Annotated in this window: 15 protein-coding genes; 4 read left to right on the top strand and 11 right to left on the bottom strand. The window is 61.8% G+C overall.

Annotation, left to right across the window (positions count from 1 at the left end; all coding sequences use genetic code 11):
• Positions 1-42: 42 nt before the first annotated feature.
• The 7 genes from AB7783_RS07145 to AB7783_RS07115 all read right to left on the bottom strand — a co-directional run bounded on the left by AB7783_RS07145 (position 43) and on the right by AB7783_RS07115 (position 10,339).
• Positions 43-411, bottom strand: a complete 369-nt coding sequence (locus tag AB7783_RS07145) for a hypothetical protein (protein WP_441277231.1) — start codon at positions 409-411, stop codon at positions 43-45.
• A complete protein-coding gene (locus AB7783_RS07140; RefSeq protein WP_441277230.1) occupies positions 411-3,623 on the bottom strand; it encodes an efflux RND transporter permease subunit in 3,213 nt (1,070 codons plus the stop codon). The genes AB7783_RS07145 and AB7783_RS07140 overlap by 1 nt, the downstream gene beginning before the upstream one ends.
• Before the next feature lie 102 nt (positions 3,624-3,725).
• Positions 3,726-4,682, bottom strand: coding sequence for a divalent metal ion exporter adaptor subunit IhpB (gene ihpB, locus AB7783_RS07135; RefSeq protein ID WP_441277229.1), 957 nt, complete (start codon positions 4,680-4,682; stop codon positions 3,726-3,728).
• Positions 4,679-5,950: a divalent metal ion exporter subunit IhpA gene (ihpA, locus tag AB7783_RS07130; RefSeq protein WP_441277228.1), complete on the bottom strand. Its 1,272-nt coding sequence runs from the start codon at positions 5,948-5,950 to the stop codon at positions 4,679-4,681. The genes ihpB and ihpA overlap by 4 nt, the downstream gene beginning before the upstream one ends.
• A 53-nt stretch (positions 5,951-6,003) precedes the next feature.
• Complete coding sequence (locus AB7783_RS07125; protein ID WP_441277227.1) at positions 6,004-6,480, bottom strand: hypothetical protein; 477 nt, start codon at positions 6,478-6,480, stop codon at positions 6,004-6,006.
• 128 nt (positions 6,481-6,608) lie between these two features.
• Positions 6,609-7,340, bottom strand: coding sequence for a hypothetical protein (locus AB7783_RS07120; RefSeq protein WP_441277226.1), 732 nt, complete (start codon positions 7,338-7,340; stop codon positions 6,609-6,611).
• Positions 7,337-10,339: an N-6 DNA methylase gene (locus tag AB7783_RS07115; protein ID WP_441277225.1), complete on the bottom strand. Its 3,003-nt coding sequence runs from the start codon at positions 10,337-10,339 to the stop codon at positions 7,337-7,339. Before AB7783_RS07115 ends, AB7783_RS07120 begins: the two co-directional genes overlap by 4 nt.
• 498 nt (positions 10,340-10,837) lie before the next feature.
• On the opposite strand from AB7783_RS07115, the gene AB7783_RS07110 reads away from it, so the two are divergent.
• On the top strand, positions 10,838-12,115 hold the full coding sequence (locus AB7783_RS07110) for an MFS transporter (RefSeq protein ID WP_441277224.1): 1,278 nt from the start codon (positions 10,838-10,840) through the stop codon (positions 12,113-12,115).
• A gap of 211 nt (positions 12,116-12,326) precedes the next feature.
• On the opposite strand, the gene AB7783_RS07105 is transcribed toward AB7783_RS07110, so the two are convergent.
• The 3 genes from AB7783_RS07105 to AB7783_RS07095 form a co-directional block, all read right to left on the bottom strand.
• Positions 12,327-13,667 (bottom strand): ATP-binding protein, encoded by a 1,341-nt coding sequence (locus AB7783_RS07105; RefSeq protein ID WP_441277223.1) that lies wholly within the window; start codon positions 13,665-13,667, stop codon positions 12,327-12,329.
• Positions 13,661-14,323 carry a response regulator transcription factor gene (locus tag AB7783_RS07100; protein ID WP_441277222.1) on the bottom strand — a complete coding sequence of 221 codons (663 nt, stop codon included), beginning with the start codon at positions 14,321-14,323 and terminating at the stop codon, positions 13,661-13,663. Before AB7783_RS07100 ends, AB7783_RS07105 begins: the two co-directional genes overlap by 7 nt.
• Positions 14,324-14,387: 64 nt before the next feature.
• Complete coding sequence (locus AB7783_RS07095; RefSeq protein ID WP_441277221.1) at positions 14,388-14,723, bottom strand: PepSY domain-containing protein; 336 nt, start codon at positions 14,721-14,723, stop codon at positions 14,388-14,390.
• Between the two features lie 205 nt (positions 14,724-14,928).
• Here AB7783_RS07095 and AB7783_RS07090 point away from each other — a divergent pair, with 205 nt between their 5' ends.
• From AB7783_RS07090 to AB7783_RS07080, 3 genes are read left to right on the top strand one after another with little or no spacing between them, the layout of a single operon-like run.
• On the top strand, positions 14,929-15,702 hold the full coding sequence (locus AB7783_RS07090; RefSeq protein ID WP_441277220.1) for a COG4705 family protein: 774 nt from the start codon (positions 14,929-14,931) through the stop codon (positions 15,700-15,702).
• A gap of 38 nt (positions 15,703-15,740) precedes the next feature.
• Positions 15,741-16,148 (top strand): histidine kinase, encoded by a 408-nt coding sequence (locus tag AB7783_RS07085; RefSeq protein WP_441277219.1) that lies wholly within the window; start codon positions 15,741-15,743, stop codon positions 16,146-16,148.
• 45 nt (positions 16,149-16,193) lie between these two features.
• A complete protein-coding gene (locus AB7783_RS07080) occupies positions 16,194-16,952 on the top strand; it encodes a COG4705 family protein (RefSeq protein WP_441277218.1) in 759 nt (252 codons plus the stop codon).
• 114 nt (positions 16,953-17,066) lie between these two features.
• Here the strand turns inward: AB7783_RS07080 and AB7783_RS07075 are convergent, their stop codons facing one another.
• Complete coding sequence (locus tag AB7783_RS07075) at positions 17,067-17,327, bottom strand: hypothetical protein (protein WP_441277217.1); 261 nt, start codon at positions 17,325-17,327, stop codon at positions 17,067-17,069.
• Positions 17,328-17,718: the final 391 nt, after the last annotated feature.

The raw sequence follows: 17,718 nt of genomic DNA, 5'->3' as shown, positions 1-17,718 counted from the left end.
GCCGCGATGCGGCGCTCCAGAGAGTTTCGTTTCGATTTAGGCTCAATTCTTGAATTTGGCCTGGCCGGACTTGCCGTCGGCGGCCTTCAGAGTGACGGTGACCGCGGATCCGGGCGCGATGTCCTTCTTCGCGTCGGCCTTGAGTGCATTGCCTTCCGCCACGAGCGTGAGCACTTCGCGGTCGCTTCCGGCTGTCAACAGGGCGGTCCCCGAGAATCCCGCGGTCGATACGGGCTTCTTGGCTTCGTCGAAAACGTTGAACGTGATCGTCTTGCCCTTGGCGATCATCTCGACGTCGACGCCGGCGACATCCTCCATCGGGCCGCCGTTCGGGCCCTTTTCATGTGCGTGCTGCGCCAGTGCGGGAACGGTAAACAGCAGCGCGGACGCGACGAGCAGTATCTTTTTCATTAATGGTCTCCGTTGGTGGCGTGGACAGGCATCGCCTCAACTTGGGCAGGCGACGATTCCCGGCGGAACAAGATGTAGAGCGCCGGAAGAACGAGAAGCGTCAGGATGGTGGAAGAGATGATTCCGCCGATGACGACGGTCGCCAGCGGCCGCTGCACCTCGGCTCCGGCGCCGGTGGCGATCGCCATCGGAACGAAACCGAGAGAAGCGACCAGCGCCGTCATCAGGACCGGTCGCAAGCGGGTCAGCGCTCCTTCGTGGACGGCCTCCATGATCGTCTTGCCCTCATGGCGCAGCCGCTCGATGAAGGTGATGATCACCAGACCGTTCAACACAGCGACCCCCGAAAGGGCGATGAAACCGATGCCCGCGCTGATCGAAAGGGGAATTCCCCTCAGCACCAAGGCGAAGATGCCACCTGTCAACGCCAGCGGCACGCCGCTGAAGACGAGCACCGCGTCGGCGACGGATCCCAGACTGATGAACAGCAGCAACAGGATAAGAAACAGCGCGATCGGGACCACGATCATCAGGCGCTGCGTCGCTGAAACGAGCTGCTCGAACTGCCCGCCCCACCCGATCCAGTAACCCGCAGGCAACTTCACCTTCTGAGCGATTTGGCTCTGGGCGTCGGTCACGAACGAGCCGAGATCCCGGCCGCGGACGTTGGCGGAGACGACGATGCGCCGTTTGCCGTCCTCGCGGCTGATCTGGTTCGGACCAGGTGCCACGGAGATCTCGGCAAGCTCCGACAGAGGCGCGTAACGCATCTGGTTCAGCGGCGAAGCGCCCAAAACAGCCGGCTGGGCCTTGGCCTGGCCGTCGAGGGGCGGCAGTGGGATCGGCAGCGACTTCATCGCTTCGATGTCCGACCGCCTATCCTCCGGCAACCGCACGACTAGATCGAACCGACGGTCGCCTTCGAAGACGAGACCGGCACTCTTTCCGCCGACCGCGATCTCGACCAGATTCTGTACGTCGGCGACGCTGATGCCGAGACGGGACAGGACCTTGCGGTCGAGCTTGACGGTCAGCACCGGCAGACCGGCGATCTGCTCGGTCTTCACGTCCGCGGCCCCCGGCACGGCCTGGAGCACGGTCTGCACCTGGCCAGCGACCTGCGCCAGCACCTCCAGATCGTCCCCGAAGATTTTCACGCCGACGTCGCTCCGAACGCCGGAGATCAGCTCGTTGAAGCGCAACTGGATCGGCTGGGACAATTCGTAGCTGCTGCCCGCGACCTCCTCGGACGCCTCCTCGATTGCCTTCACGACTTCAGACTTTGGTTTCTTGGGGTCTGGCCACTGGTCACGCGGTTTAAGCATCACGTAACCGTCAGAGATCGACGGAGGCATGGGATCGGTGGCGACCTCTGCGGTACCGGTGCGCGCGAAGGTCTCCTTCACCTCCGGAATCGTCAGCAGGCGCTTCTCCAAAGCCTGCTGCATCTCTAGCGACTGGGTCAGGCTCGTCCCGGGTATGCGGATCGCCTGGATGGCGACGTCGCCTTCGTCCAGGCTCGGAATGAACTCGCCGCCCATTTGCGACGCTACGTAGCCGCTGACGACCATCAGGACGATGGCTGTCATCGCAACCACTCCGCGGAAGCGGATGGCGAGGTCCAACGCTGGCACGTAGGACCTATGGGCCAGCCGCATGAACCAGTTCTCCTTCTCCGATACTCTTCCGGTCACGAAGATGGCGACGGCGGCGGGAACGAACGTCATCGAGAGGATGCTCGCCCCCAGAAGCGCGATCAGCACGGTCAGCGCCATCGGCGTGAACATCTTGCCCTCGACACCTGTCAGCGTCAGGACCGGCAGATAGACGACGGCGATAATCAGGGTACCGAACAGGCTCGGTTTGATCACCTCCCGCGAGCCAGCGATGATCGTCTCGAAGCGCTCCTCGCGCGTCAGTATCCGCCCGCGTTTCGCCTGTTCATGGGCGAGCAGACGCAGGCAGTTCTCGACGATGATGACGGCGCCGTCGATGATTATGCCGAAGTCGATCGCGCCGAGGCTCATCAGGTTGGCGCTGACTTTGTTCTCGAACATACCGGTGATCGTGAACAGCATGGCCAACGGAATAACCAAGGCCGTTGCGATCGCTGCTTTGAAGTTGCCTAGGATGAGAAAGAGGATGACGATAACCAGCAGAGCGCCTTCGACGAGGTTCTTCTCGACGGTCGCGATGGTCGCATCGACCAGATGCGTCCGGTCGTAGATCGCCCGGACGGTCACGCCGTCGGGAAGCGACTTGCCGATCTGCTCCAGCTTGGCGGCCACGCGCTGCGCGACCGTCCGGCTATTCTCGCCGATCAGAAGCATCGCGGTTCCCATGACCATTTCGTTGCCGTTGAGCGTGGCCGCGCCGGTGCGGAGGTCCTTTCCCTCCTTCACTTCGGCAACGTCGAAGATCCTCACGGGAACGCCGCTACGGGACCCGATCACGATCTGCCTGATTTCTTCGAGGTTCGCGACCTGGCCGGGCGTACGGACGAGGTACTGCTCGCCGTTCTTCTCGATGTAGCCCGCGCCCACGTTCGCGTTGTTCGCCGCAAGCGCGGTCATCACGTCGCGGAAGCTGAGGCGGTACGCCATTAGCTTGCGGGGGTCCGGAAGCACGTGAAATTGTTTTTCGAAGCCGCCGATCGTGTTGACCTCGTTCACGCCGGTGACGTTCCGAAGCTGCGGTTTGATGATCCAGTCCTGAACCGTCCGCAGGTCCGTTGGGCTGAACGGCTGGCCCTCGGCGTTCTTCGTGCCCGGCTTCGCCTCTACCGTGTAGAGATAGATCTCGCCGAGGCCGGTCGAAACCGGACCCATCGCGGTCTCGATGCCGGTCGGGAGCGTGTCCTTCACCCGCTGTACGCGCTCATTGACGAGCTGCCGCGCGAAATAGATGTCGATTCCATCCTTGAAGACGATCGTGACCTGGCTAAGACCATAGCGAGACAGCGAACGGGTGTTGACCAAGTTCGGCAAGCCGCCCATCGCGGTCTCGATAGGAAATGTGATGCGCTGCTCTACTTCGAGCGGCGAGTAACCCGGCGCGTTCGTGTTGATCTGCACCTGCACGTTCGTGATGTCGGGAACAGCGTCGATTGGGAGCCTGCTGAAATTCCAGGCGCCGAATGCGGCCATGAGCAGGACGCCGATCATCACCAGCCAACGCTGGCGGACCGAAAAGGCGAGGACGGCGTCGATCATAGCGAAGCTCCGAAAACGAAGTCGTGCGGTCGGTCCCCGGGAGCGGAGAGCGAACGGTGCTGGAATGCGAGGTCGCGTGCCGACGAAGCGCGAGGGCGGTGGTTAGTGCTCATGACCAGCACTGCCCTTCCCGAGTTCCGCTTTCACGATGAAGCTGTTCTTGCCCGCGTACTTGTCGCCCTCGACAAGACCGAACACGATCTCCACGTTCTCCGGATCGCGCGCGCCGATTTCGACGTCGCGCATTTCGAATTTCGTGCCGTTCCGGACGAAGACGACGTTCCGGTTTTCCACGGACTGGATCGCGACGGCCTTCACAGCCACCGGCACCTTCTTCGCGGACAGGATCAGACGCGCCGACACGAACAGGCCCGTGCGCAGGCGCAGGCCCTCGTTCCGGACGACAGCGCGCACCAGAGCGCTCTGCGTGTCGCTGCTGCCGACCGGCGAGACGTAGGAGATCTTCGCCTCGATCGGCTTGCCCCCGTCGCCGACGTCGATGCTGAGGCCGTCACCGACCTTCACCCGCGGCAGGTCGCGCCGGTAGACCGACAGATCGACCCAGACGGTTGATAAATCGGCGACGATGAAGGCGGGTTTCTGCTCCGAAGCATATTCGCCGAGCGAGATCTGCCGGTCGATTACGGTTCCGGAGATCGGCGCGCGCATTTCATACGTGGTGAGGCTCTGGTTGCTCTCGACCTTCGCGAGGAGCTCGCCCTGCACGACCGGATCGCCGATACGCTTCTTGATTTCGCGGACGACTCCGGGAAAACGTGGCGTAACCTGCACCAACGCCTCCTGGTTCGGCTGGATGATGCCGTTCAGAACCAGCGAGTCGTGCAGCGTCTCTTCCGCAGCCTGAACGATCTCGATCCCGGATGAGGCGACCTTGGCATCGCTCATCTCGACGACGCCCTCTTCCTCACGGCCTTTTTCCTCCTGCTTGGCTTCCTTCGCAGGCGGCTCGGACGATTTGCTCGGCGCGGCGGCGTACACGCCGGCGCCGATTGCGAAAACGGCGAGTGCGCCGATCATGACGACGATAGGCTTCTTCATCGTGCGCTCCCCCGAGCCAGTGCAAACGGATTGCCGACAAGCCCCTCGATGGTGGCGACGGCGACGTGGAAATTCTGCTGGGCTTCCTGTTCGCGGAGACGCGCCTGGGCGACGCTCGCCTGCGCGTCGAGCACTTCCAGGAGCGAATAGCGTCCCTGCCCGTAGCCCTCGAAGATCGCATCGACGGCGTCCTTCGATTTCGGGATCGCGGTCTCACGGAGGATCGCGAGCTCGCGCAGTGATCCCTGCAGCGTGTCGTAGGCGCGCCCCGCCACGACGATCAGCGTATTTCGGTTGGCCTTTCGCTCGGCTGCCGTCTTTGCGAGGCTCTCCTGCGCCGAGAAGATGTTGCCCTGGTTCTGATCGAACACCGGTATCGGAACCGAGACGGCTAGACGTATCGCGCTGTCGCCGGTGTCGTTATAGCGCCGCCATCCCGCCGAAACCGTCACATCGGGATAGGGCTTCAGGCGAGCGAGTATCAGTTGAGCGTTCCGCTGCGCGTAGACCGCAGTCCAGCGCACCAGTTGCGGATTGGCGTCGATGGCCGCGACCACGGCCTGGAACGCCGGCGGGCGTCCGGTCGCGTCGAGGCGTCCGGAGACGACTCCGAATTTCGGCGTGATGTCTCCCATGAGAACCGCAAGCTCACGCCGCGCCGTCGCGAGCGAAGATTTCGTGCGCTCGCGGTCGGCCTTGACGAGAGCGGACGCCACTTCCGCGCGCCCCGTCTCGGCCACGGAGGACGCACCGGCCTCGACGCGGCGCTGCAGCAGCGGCGTGATCTTGTCGATGGATTCGACCTGCTCATCGAGTATCTGGATCCTGCGCTGCAGACCGAGCACGTTGAGGAACGCGATCGCGGTCTCGCCCAGCACTTCGAGCCGCACGGCCTGCCGTTCTATCGACGCCTGATCGAGACCCGCCTGCCCGGCCGCGATGCGCGCGTCGCGCTTGCCCCATAGCTCGAACATCTGGCTGATCTGCAGCGTCGATTCCGCCGATCGGGTTCCGCGATAGGCACCCGAGCCGAAGGAATTATCCTGTTCGTACGATATCTCCGGATTGATCAGCGCGCCGGACTGGATTCGCTGACCGGTGGCGATGCCGATGTCGCGCTCGGCGGCGGTTAGACGTGGATTGGTCGCGAGCGCACGCTGAAGCGCGGCCCCCATGGAGAGGGTCTGCGAATGCGCGGCGCCTGCCAGCAACGGACCGGCGAGCAACGCAGTCGCGCACGCAAGACGCGTGGCGTATTTCGAGATCATGATGGAACCTGACGAACGACGGATTCAGGGCGCGATGCGCCCGGCGATTACGTTCAGGTCAGGAATTTTGGTGGGGGCGAGTCGAGCCATGCGTGGTCGGCCGCGGAGAACGAAGCCACCAAGATGGTCGTCGAAGCAGGAAGACCGCACGGAGCAGCTTCCATCACGGGCGCCGGCATCACGGCAGGTGCGCATGTGGGGCAATGATCGCAGAGCGCAAGTTCCGACGGCGAGCCGCCATCGTACGGGACGTCCGCAACTTTTTCGATACCGAAGGTGGAGGCAACGGCCTGATCGAAGCAGGAAATCTGATGGGCGACGCCTACGAAAAGGTAAACGAAAGCAAGGACCATCAGCAGCCCGCGACGGAATCCGCGCGCTTGCTTTTTCGATGGGTCGATCTGGATCCGATGTTCCATTGGGTCCGAATAGCAAATCCGCCGGGCGAACACTATCACATTTCGGCAACCGCTTGCGAAATTCGGGCCAGCCTCCGCGTCGGATTGCCTCACAAAAGTGACCGCGTTCAAAAAATATCCGTTCGAGGCGGGGCACGCATGCGGAATGCGGATCGAATGAGAAATTGTGTCACGTCGATGACTGACCTCAACCCCGAGCTATTCCGCGATTCGCAGGGTCTGCCCCTCGCGCGTTCCTGTCATGGCCGTTTCGACGGTATGGCGTCGATTTCGAGAGCCAGATGAACGACGTCTACGCTATATGCGGGACTCCCCTCTTCCGCCTCGAGAGCGAAGCTGTGTTTTGATACCTGATGGTCGGCCGTCCCTATTTTGCGAGAGTACGTGCGCCCCTCGCCCACGGCGGACGCAACTTTCTCGGCAATCTCTTTGCTCCAGGTTTCAGCATCACTATCGACGACATACGCTACCATACCGCCGAAAGGAGAAACGGTGTACGGATTTTTGCCATCCTCGAACCTGAGCATTCCGTCCGCTCCGACGTATTTCCTCAGGTCGGCCTTCGAGACGATCGTCTTCGCCTCAATCCGCAGATCGAGCTCCCCGTCCTTGAACATCGATATCGCAATGTCAGTGGGCTTTGCCTCATCGCTGATCCCCGGATCGAACGGACGTGGAAGCTCGCACTCGATCGAGATGTGGCGCAGATCGAGCACGTGGGCGCCCGACCCCGAAATCGCCTGCTTTGCCCTGATCTCCTTGAACTGATCCGCCAACGCGCGGGTCACGGAATTCTCGCGTGGAATGCCCGTCTTCTTGCTGCGAAACCAATCGGTCTTCTTCTCGTACTTGGCGCGCTTCTTCCTCAATTCCTCAGACGCGATCCGGAGGCCGCCGATCGCGTTCGCCAGAAACGTGGTCCATTCATCCTCCTCCGGAGAAACGGTGGTCGCGGGCACGTCCTGCTTCATGCTTGGTTGCCTCTCATCTCGCGCCCAAGCGCAGCCGCATCGGCCACCGCCTGGTCGATGGTCCATGCGCTTCTCGACGGCGTCTTCACGATCACCGAGGTCTCCCTCTTGCGATCGAAGGTGACGATCGAATTTCCAAGGAACTGCCCTTCGAGGCCGCGAAGATCAATCTCCTCTCCATCGTGCGCGCCGATCGCCACGATCACGTAGGCACGATCGTCGCCGATGTGTGACGCGGTCGCACGAACTTTGCGTTTTCGGTCGAACGATGACTGGAGTTCGGCGACGAGCCTGGAAACGTAGGCCTTCACCGCCTCGGCAGACGGCCGCAGCAAGCTGTCTTTCGGGGTCTGCGCGTTGGCGAAATGACGTCGGAACGTCGCGAACTCCTTGAACGCCTTTCTGAAGTCTCCGCCCGCCTCCATCGCGTCCAGGATCGCCCCATCGATATCCTCAGCCTTGCCCAGCTTTAGAAGGGCCCGGTCCTTCGGACCCTCGAACGGACACGGCATGGAGCGCAGGTCATTTTTCTCCAATCTGGCCTGGTCCATGAAAAAGCTCGCCCCGAACAGCGAGGCGAAGTACTTCATCACCGTCGAGTTCAGATAGGCCAGTAGTCCTTCCACGAACCTTGGGTCGAACTTCTCCGCCTGCGCTTTCCGCCGCGTCGATTTCTTCAGTTGTTCGTACTGGCTCACGGGGATGAGCCCATTGAACGTCGACGGATAAGCGACCGGATCAGCCCAGTAGGTCGCATCGTTCATGCTGCGCGGAATGAGAATGACGTTCCCGGCGAAGAAGCCTCGATACTCGGCGGATACCTTGGCAAGTTCGGAGACCGTCAACGGGTGCAATTGCGCGGTGCCGTTGGCCCGTTCAGGTCGTGCGACGCCGGTTTCGGCCGGACTTCCGCCCTTGCTGAGCAAGAGCCCGGACCGATCCACGAAATCGCCGAACGTTCTTTCGTCCGCGGTCGCCCAGGTGGAGAGCGCATCGCGCATGCGGCGGTCGAACTGGCTCAACATTGTCTGGGTGAACCATCCGTTCGGACCTCTCTGAAGATCTTGCGAACGCTGGATTTGGATGTCCGCCTGCGACGCCAGAAGACTCCAGATCTCCCTTTTGCGGCCTGTCGGAAGCGAAGACAGCAATGGACGATAGACTGCGACGCGGTCCGCACCAGTCGGCACCTTGTTGATGGCCACGAAGACGAACGCGGAAGCTTCCACTCCGACGAACAGTTTGCGCCGCAGATGCGAGAGGTTTCCAGTCCACCGCACCGTGGCATGGGTCGCCAAGCAATGCGAAAAGTTGTTCGCATGACGGCCGATGACGGATTTCGCGTTGATCACGAACGCTACGGCACCCCCACGTTCTACGAGCCTGAGCAGCGCCAGCCAGGTGAACAAATCGCAAAGCCGATCGTGCGCGAAGGAGATCTTTCGCTCCTTGAGCTCGGCCTTGAAGGCTTCGATGGCCGGGGTCGTTTCCTTCTTTCCCCTGCTCCGATTGGATCGGTCTTTCTGGCCTCCGGACATGGACCAGGGCGGATTCCCGACGACATGCGTGAACATGCCGCCTCCCGCCTGCGTGGCGAACGCGTCCGCGGATATGATATTCCTCGACAGATCAGGAAGAAACTTCTCGGAGCCGGCAGCCTCGACAAGTTCGTCGATGGTCGCGCGACCCACATACTCCAGGAGCGTCAGGTAGAGACTAAAACGACAGACATTCGCCGCCTGCGGATGCTTCTCCATTCCATGGATGGAGTTCAGGAGAAGACGCTTCGCCACGTCGATGTGGCCCGGCGTCCAACCACCCTGGGGTACATAAGACTCCATCAGACGCCGATAGGCTCCGACGAGAAAGATGCCCGAGCCCGCCGCAGGATCCACGATCCGGGATGTTGGGGTGATGGGACTGACCGATTCCAACCGATCAAGAACATGGTCGGCGAGATGGGGTGGCGTGTAGAACACGCCGTCATCCTTCTTCTTCGCCGCGTCTTCGATGCTCACGAAACGTTCGTAGATCGCCGAGATGGTTTCGGTCCGAAGTACGTCGAAGGACACGTTAAAGAAACCGGGTTGGCTCGAGTCCGCGTGCAGCATCTCGCCACCGCGCACGACACGGTGGATGAGATGGCAAAGCCCGTCGGGAATGCGCGCCTTCTGTTCGTCCGAGAGCAGGAATACCGAACCGTTGATCGCATCGTCGACGACGTCGAAGGCGGCCAATGCCGAGGTCGCCGTCCACGTCAACGACTGCGCATGAACCGCATCCCCGAAGACGGCGTCGATGAACTGCTGACCTGAACGAAGCGCAGCGCCCGTCAGCTTGCGGGATAGCCAGGTCGGCGTCAGGATCGACCGATCGATCAGGACGTAGATGTAGATGAACTTCCCGATCAGTGCATTAATCAGGTCCCTGTCGTTCTCGAACTCGGGAAAGTCGGAGCGTGCGCGATGGTTCAACGCCTCGATCGCATTGACGAGAACATTGTCGACGCTCGAGTCCCTGTGGAGCTCGAAATTGCCCCAGGTTACGCTCGACGAGATGCGGCGGCTCGAAAAGTCCGTGAGCTCCCCCGGAAGGTCGTCCGACGCCGGATCGAAGACGACCTTGGTGCTGGCCACGCTGGGCGGCTCAAACCCATTGCAAATCTCCACGGTGTCCGCCGTCACGATGATCAGGAATGGGGCGACGCCCTGACTCCAGACACTCCTGCGGATTTCGAGACACTCTTGCGCATCTGCTGCAGTCGCCAGATAGACGACCGGCTTCAGGCTCGACGGCAAAAAACCGTCTTCGAGCGAGAGGACGCCGTAAATGCTCATCGTCGTCAGCGCCTGTCTGATGACGTGACCGACCCGCGTCTTTCCGATCGATTCCGCCGTAACAAAGGTCGTGCACCCGGCATAGCCGAGGCGTGCTGCTAGCGCAGCTACGCGGCGACCAAGCGGTCCATCCTTCTTGCTATCGCGGCGACGGCGTCCCAAGATATTCCTCCCGCCGCACCATACATTCCGGCCCGGCATCGAACAACAATAACCTTCTGATTCCATTAAGAGAATCGAAGTTTTGAAAAGCTCAGCGCCGTCAAACAGTTAACTGATACCCGCCCGATTCCAAGTCCACTCAGTACATGAGTCGAACGTCGAAACGTGTGGCCGCCCCTTGGCTCGACCAAGCCGCTGTCGATGAGTGAGGTCAGTGGGTAACGGTGCGGCTGAGGATCGGTCAGGCGTTGGACCCAACGAGGCTTCACTTCGCTTACCGACGACGTGCATGAAAGCCTACGCCCCCTCATCTAAATCAGTACCTCGACTTCGACAGTAAGGCTCACAAAAAAACGGACGGGGTCATCGACAACGTAGGCCGAAGAGCATTGATTGAAAAATGACTCCCATGCGATCGTCAAGCCGGACTTTTGTTCGGTTCTGAAGCCAGTGACAAACTGCCCGAGACCCGGTCCTCGCGACTTTTGAGATTCCGCTATGAGCGATTTTTCTGATGCCAAGCAGGGCACGCCGCATTCAGATGCATCCTCGACGAGCGTCGAGAGACAGAGCTGGCTGAACCGCACCGTTGTCGGCGCGGGTCTCACCAGCGCTCTCGGTGATTTTTGTTACGAGACCACAACTGTCATTCTTCCAGGCTTTCTGGCGGTGCTCGGCATTCCGGCCGCAGTGCTTGGTATCATCGAAGGCGTAGCCGACGCAGTCGCGAGCTTTACAAAGATGGTGGCCGGTTACATTGCCGATAAATTTGGCCATCGCAAAATGCTCGTATTGTTCGGCTACGGTTTGACACCGATCGGTCAGGCGCTCATCGCAATCGCCCTTGGTTGGCCAATGATCCTGCTGGGCCGTATCGTGTCCTGGTTTGGAAAAGGTCTGCGTGGCCCCTTGCGCGACGCCATCCTCGTTCAAGCCATCACACCTGAAACGCGTGGCCGCGCCTTCGGCTTTCACCGCGCCATGGATTCTATCGGCGCCGTTGTCGGTCCTCTGCTCGGCGTCGCATTGCTTGGATGGGCACAAAATCTCTCATGGGGGACAACGGCCGGGCCGTTCCGGATGGTGTTCTGGCTCACCCTGGTGCCTGGGCTCTTAGCGGTCGTGGCCTTTCTCACGATGGTGAAGGACCCGGAACACTCGCCGAATCCGGCATTGAAGTTTTTCTCTACGCTGCGCGGCCTTCCAGCCAGCTTCAAACGTTACCTTGGGGCTGTTGGCATTTTCGGCATTGGCGATTTCTCACATAGCCTTCTGATCCTGGCAGCAACGCAACTGCTCACGCCGTCAATGGGCGTCCTGCAGGCAGCCCAAATCGCAGGGCTGCTCTATGTGTGGCGAAACGTCGTACAGGTCGTCTTCTCTTACCCCATCGGCATCTTGGCGGACCGGTTCGGTTCGCTGCCGGTTCTGCGCTTCGGGTATGCGCTCGGCGCCTTGACCGCCGTTCTGACCGGCCTCGCCTTCTGGCTCAAAATCGACAGCATCGCGGCGCTCGCGGGAATCTTCTTCACTGGAGGACTCTATGTCGCGGCACAAGACTCGCTCGAATCCACCGTCACCGCAGATATGGTGAACCCAGAAACCCTAGCCATCAGTTACGGCGCACTCGGTACTGTGAACGGCCTTGCGAAATTTGTATCCAGCGCGAGTGTCGGCGTGTTGTGGACTGTGGTTTCACCAATATTCAGTTTCGGACTGGCGGCTATGTTTATGGCCACCGGAACGTGGGCGCTATGCCGAACGTCAGGACGGTGAACGAGGCCAAGCCCCAGGCTACCGCCGCGTTCTTAATGAAACGCAATGCCGAGCGAGAAGGTGAACAGCGCCGTGAAACCGATTGTCCCATCGTGTCGAGCATCAAGGCGTCTGTGAAAGCCCCTCTGGATTGATCGGCCGTTCGCGTTCCTCGCGCACGCGCATGTGCACGGCTAGCCCTAAAGAACGATCGATCGGGCGGCCTTCCCGTTCAGCGTTGATCGGCGGCGCCGGATCGCCTGTCAGCGAGCGGCAGCGTCACGCGGACCGTGAGGCCCCTCCCCGCGTTGCCGTCCACGCTATGGAGATCGATGGTGCCGTCGTAACGATCGACGATGCGCCGGACGATCGACAGACCCAATCCGGTTCCGTCACCGCGGGGCCGGACTCCGCGGAAGAACGGCTCGAAGATGCGTTCCATGTCCTGCCCCGGAATACCGGGCCCGCTGTCTTGGATCTGAAGCACCGCCGCGCCATCCCTGTTGTGCAGGCTCACGTCGATGGTGCCGCCCTCCGGCGTGTACCTGATGGCATTGTCGATGAGATTGCGCGCCAGCAGGGCAAGCGCGAGCGGTTCGGCCCGCAGCGCCGCGGCATCGACGTGGGCGAATCCGAGGTCGATCCCGGAATGCCGTGCTTCCGGAAGCAGATCCGCGACCACCTCCTTGACGATGCGGTCAAAGGCCTCTTCCGCCAGCGCGGCGGACGGCGCCTGGTCGTATCTGGCGAACGCGAGGAGTTGTTCCAGCAGGTGCGCGGTCCGGCGGATCCCGGTTCGGAGCGAATCCATCCGTTGCCGGGCGTCGTCCGACAGCGCAAACCGGTCGAGGTTGTCGGCCTGCAGCGACAAAGCGGTGATCGGACTGCGCAGTTCATGGGCCGCGTCGGCGACGAACCGTCTTTGTCGGTCAAACATGGTCGCGATGCGGTCGAGCAGGCGGTTGATGGAGTCGACGAAGGGAAGCAGCTCCTTCGGAATTCCTTCGGTCGGCAGCCGTTCGAGATGATCGGTCTGTTTGGCATCGAGTGCCTCCGCCAGGCGCGATAACGGGCGCAGGCTCCGATCCACGACGATGCCGATCAGCAGCATCAGTCCGGGCGTCAGAAGACCCAGGGGCACGATCGTCCGAAGCGCGCTGTCCTGGGCGACTTCGTCGCGGCTGGCCGTGGGTTGGCCGACGGCAACGCGGGTGCCGTCGCTCCGCGTCCGGACGAAGACGCGCCACTGCTCTCCCGCCCGCGTGACGGTCTGAAGGCCGTCGGATAGGTCAGGCCGCAGTGGACGCCTCGCGCTCGACACCGCACCGTCGGCACGGGACGTCAATTCCTCGACAACAAGCCTCGCCTCTTCGTCGATGCCCGGGTCGACGGGCTGATCGGTCAAGCGGCTCTTCGCCGCCAGCGACGCGACCTGCAGCAGCACTGAATCCTGAAGCTCGATCGCTTCGTTGAACGCCCATCGGAAGGCGAGATAGCCCGCCGCCAGGCCGGTTCCTACAATGAAGACTGTCAGTCCCGCAAAGAGGCGGCCACGCAGCGAAGACATCAACATGGCCGGTCCACCATCCATCCAACGCCGCGAACGTTCCTGATGGCCGCCGCTCCGATCTTCTTGCGTATGGCATGGATCAGGAATTCGACGGCATTGCTCTCGACCTCTTCGTTCCAACCGTAGATATGCCGCTCGAGGTCGATGCGCGACAGGATGGTGCCCGGACGCAGCAGGAGGGCTTGCAGCAACGCGAATTCCCGTGCAGTTAGCCGCGATATCTCGCCCGCGTGCGCCACTTCGTGGGTCGCGGGATCCAGGCTGATCGCACCGTTGCTCAAGACTGCGGATCCGCCGCTTCCCTGCCGTCTCAGGATCGCCCGCATGCGCGCGAGCAACTCTCGCATCTCGAACGGCTTGACGATGTAGTCGTCCGCCCCGAGGTCCAGCCCCTGGATCCGGTCGTCGATCGCGTCGCGCGCCGTCACGATGATCACGGGCAACCGATGTCCCGTCTTTCGGAACTGCCTCAATACCTCGGTCCCGTCCGGTGTCGGCAGCCCCAGGTCCAACAGCGCGAGGTCGTAGGTCTCGGCGCTCGCAGCTTCGATGCCGCTCCCGCCGTCCGTAACCCAGTCGACGGCGTATGAGGCGTCTCTGAGCGCCTGGACGACGGCCGCGCCGATCATCCGGTCGTCCTCGATCAAAAGAATTCGCATGTCCGGCCTTCGAGGCGACCGACGGCGGATACCGCCGCCGGTCTCGGTTGCAAACTAACGGCGTTCAATCTGCCTTGTCACCTTCGTCGTCGGAATCCGCCGCATCCTTCGTCGATGCGATCACCGAGCCCGCGTCCGCATCGATCTTCACGTCGAACACGTCGGCGCCGCCGGCGATTTCGACATCGTAGGTCCACCGCCCGTCCTTGCCCTTTTCGTATTCCGCCCGGACCGCCTTTCCGCCCGCATGTTTTTCGGCGGCCGCGACCGCGGCTCCCATCGATGTCCTGGCTTGTGCCACGTTACCCACCTCGTGGGACGCCGTCTTGGCGTCGTCAGCAAGAGCGGCCGCGGAAGTCATGACGGCAGCGGCGCAAACGATGATCTTCAGCTTTTTCATTTCATCTACTCCAAAAAGCCCCTCGCTCCGTCTGACCCAAGTCACTTAGCGGCATCTTAGCCCTTTTCGGCCTGACGAGCGCGCACGACCGTTCACAGGCAGATCTCCTTCTAAGTCGTCGCTAAGTCGGCAGTCCTAACGACGAGGAAGGGCGCACGAACATCGACGGCGCCGCAAAGGGGAACGAGCCGCAAAGGGGAACGACATGAATGTCGCCGAACAACAAACTGCCCGGTTTCGAAACAAGGTTCCGCAGGTAACGCTCGTTTTCTGGGCGATCAAGATCATGTCCACGACGGTCGGCGAGACCGGCGCCGACTATCTGGCGGTACACGCCGGTTTGGGCACTGCCGTGACGGACGGCATCACGCTGACGTTGTTGGTCGCTGCATTGACGCTTCAGATGCGAATGTCGCGCTACGTCCCCTGGATCTACTGGCTGACCGTGGTGCTGGTCAGCGTCGTCGGCACTCAGATCACCGACGCGCTCACCGACGAGATGGGCGTGAGTCTTTACGTCAGCACGCCGATATTCGCGGCGGCGTTGGCCGCGACGTTCGCGCTCTGGTTCGCCGCGGAGCGCACGCTCTCGATCCACACGATCGTCACGTCACGGCGCGAACTCTTCTACTGGACCGCCATCCTTTTTACGTTCGCCCTGGGTACGGCGGCGGGCGATCTTGCGACCGAGGCCGTGGGTCTCGGTTTCAATCTGGGCGTCGTCGTCTTCGGCGCGATGATCGCCGTCGTCACGGCGGCGTATTACCTCGGCGCGAACGCCGTGTCGTGCTTCTGGGTCGGCTACATCCTGACAAGACCTCTCGGAGCTTCGCTCGGCGACCTGCTTTCTCAATCGCGCGAATATGGCGGGCTTGGTCTCGGCTCGGTCTACACCAGCCTCGGCTTTCTCACCGTCATCATCGCGCTTGTCGCGTTCCTCACTCTGCACCGTTCGATGACCATGAACGAGCGAGCATGAGCCTATCAAAACAAACCCATCGAAAATGGAGATCGAACATGTCTATTCGAAAGACCTGTCTTAGGATTGTCGTGTCGTTGCTGCTTGGTGCGAGTCCGCTGTCCGGCGCGCTTCTTTCGGCGCCGTTCGTCGTCGGGGCCGCCCAGGCGGAGGCGCCGAAATTGGGAAACCTCGCATCGTTCCGGACCATCGTGGCGGACAGCAAGGCTTTGCTGGACAAGAACGATCTCTCCGGCGCGAAGGCGCGCCTAAAGGATCTCGAGACGGCTTGGGACGAGGCGGAAGCCGGATTGAAGCCGCGCGCTGCCGCGGATTGGCACACACTCGACAAGGCGATCGACCGCGCACTCACCGCGGTCAGGGCCGCGTCGCCGGATCTCGTTGCGTGCAGGTCCGCGGTCGACGACGTCGTCGCCACGATCGATCGGTTCGCAGGCAAACCCTAACCAAAGCCGCTTCTCAGACGCTTCATCGAAACAGGAAGACACTCCATGCAATACCGTTCGAAGGACAGCACGAACAAGCTACCCGCCGTTACCCTGGGCTTCTGGGTCATCAAGATCGCAGCGACCACGCTGGGAGAAACCGGAGGCGATGCCGTCACGATGTCGATGCATCTGGGTTATCTCGTCGGAACGGCGATCTTCGCGACGCTCTTCATCGTCGCCGTAGCCGCCCAGATCAGCGTCCGGAGATTCCATCCATTCCTCTACTGGGCGGTCATCGTGGCGACGACGACGGCGGGCACGACGCTCGCCGACTTTGTGGACCGGTCTCTCGGCATAGGATATCTCGGCGGTAGTTCGCTGCTTCTCGTTCTCCTGCTGCTGTCGCTCGCGATCTGGTACCGCGCGCTAGGTACCGTGTCGGTGAGAAGCGTCGTCACGCCGAAGGCGGAAGTGTTCTACTGGACGACAATCATGTTCTCGCAGACCCTGGGTACCGCACTCGGCGACTGGATGGCTGATTCCACGGGACTGGGCTACGGCGGCGGGGCACTGGTCTTCGGAGCGGCATTGGCCGTCGTCGTAGCGGCCTACTACTGGACGGATGTCTCCCGCACGGTTCTGTTCTGGGCAGCCTTCATCCTCACACGTCCGCTGGGCGCCACGGTCGGCGACTTCCTGGACAAGCCCCTCGCCGACGGCGGCCTCGCCCTGAGTCGATACGCCGCCACCGCGGTGCTCGCTGCATTCATCGTCGCCTGCATCGCCTTGATTCAGCAGCGGGCGGGACGGCATCCGGCTTGAACGTCCGACGTGCTGCCGCTCGGCCCGTACGATGCATCTGCCCCCGGGACGCCAGCTTTGGCGAGGCATTTCGCCTGCCGTAGGCCTCCCTGCGAGGGTGTCCGCCACATCGGTTCAGTTCGTGAACCCGTCGGACAAAAAGAACGACGGCGCCGTCGCGCGCTGGGCCATCGACGTACAGGGGCGCCTTGCGGAGAAATTGCAGTCCCGCTTCGGGATGGTTGCGATCACCTCGAAGGTCCATGCGGCGCTACCGACGACGACGAGAATCCATGCACATGCAAAGCCGTTCAGCAGCATCCTGTGAGCGTAGTCGTCTTCGCCAGCCTGTACCGGCTTGCGGGGAAACGGAATGACGTTGTTCGGTTGGTGCATGGCTTATCGATCCGCTCCGGCAAGGATATCCTTCGGAATGCGTTCGCGGCAACCGGAATCCGGGATTGGAAGCGGTGTCTCGAGTTTTTTTGTCGTTCGTTCCGCCCCGACGGATAACCATCTTGGATGGCGCGGAAAGGCGTCCTTCACCGCAGGAGACGATTTCTCATCCCCAGAGCCCCATTCCGCAGCCACCAACGCTCCGGAGCATCAAGCCGCCACCGTGCGCGCGAATTGAGCTCGGCAATCCTGGCATTCGAACCGCTGCACTTCGAAGTGGGTATACTTCGGATGGGGCCCTGTCCTGTAAAGGACCATCTCGCCACCGCAACGCTTGCAAGCCCGGTGGTCGTTGCCGTCCGCCGCCGCTTTCTTTCGCGGGCTCGACGCA

The sequence above is a fragment of the Tardiphaga sp. 172_B4_N1_3 genome, assembly GCF_052076035.1.
Classification (GTDB): Bacteria; Pseudomonadota; Alphaproteobacteria; order Rhizobiales; family Xanthobacteraceae; genus Tardiphaga; species Tardiphaga robiniae.
Note: the sequence above shows the minus strand (reverse complement) of the source record. Positions and strands in the feature narration are given on the sequence as shown.

Bases quoted from the DNA above. Each gene is read 5' to 3' on its own strand.
- AB7783_RS07145 (WP_441277231.1), bottom strand. From the start codon at position 411: ATGAAAAAGATACTGCTCGTCGCGTCCGCGCTGCTGTTTACCGTTCCC.
- AB7783_RS07140 (WP_441277230.1), bottom strand. From the start codon at position 3,623: ATGATCGACGCCGTCCTCGCCTTTTCGGTCCGCCAGCGTTGGCTGGTG.
- ihpB (WP_441277229.1), bottom strand. From the start codon at position 4,682: ATGAAGAAGCCTATCGTCGTCATGATCGGCGCACTCGCCGTTTTCGCA.
- ihpA (WP_441277228.1), bottom strand. From the start codon at position 5,950: ATGATCTCGAAATACGCCACGCGTCTTGCGTGCGCGACTGCGTTGCTC.
- AB7783_RS07120 (WP_441277226.1), bottom strand. From the start codon at position 7,340: ATGAAGCAGGACGTGCCCGCGACCACCGTTTCTCCGGAGGAGGATGAA.
- AB7783_RS07110 (WP_441277224.1), top strand. From the start codon at position 10,838: ATGAGCGATTTTTCTGATGCCAAGCAGGGCACGCCGCATTCAGATGCA.
- AB7783_RS07105 (WP_441277223.1), bottom strand. From the start codon at position 13,667: ATGTTGATGTCTTCGCTGCGTGGCCGCCTCTTTGCGGGACTGACAGTC.
- AB7783_RS07100 (WP_441277222.1), bottom strand. From the start codon at position 14,323: ATGCGAATTCTTTTGATCGAGGACGACCGGATGATCGGCGCGGCCGTC.
- AB7783_RS07095 (WP_441277221.1), bottom strand. From the start codon at position 14,723: ATGAAAAAGCTGAAGATCATCGTTTGCGCCGCTGCCGTCATGACTTCC.
- AB7783_RS07090 (WP_441277220.1), top strand. From the start codon at position 14,929: ATGAATGTCGCCGAACAACAAACTGCCCGGTTTCGAAACAAGGTTCCG.
- AB7783_RS07085 (WP_441277219.1), top strand. From the start codon at position 15,741: ATGTCTATTCGAAAGACCTGTCTTAGGATTGTCGTGTCGTTGCTGCTT.
- AB7783_RS07080 (WP_441277218.1), top strand. From the start codon at position 16,194: ATGCAATACCGTTCGAAGGACAGCACGAACAAGCTACCCGCCGTTACC.
- AB7783_RS07075 (WP_441277217.1), bottom strand. From the start codon at position 17,327: ATGCACCAACCGAACAACGTCATTCCGTTTCCCCGCAAGCCGGTACAG.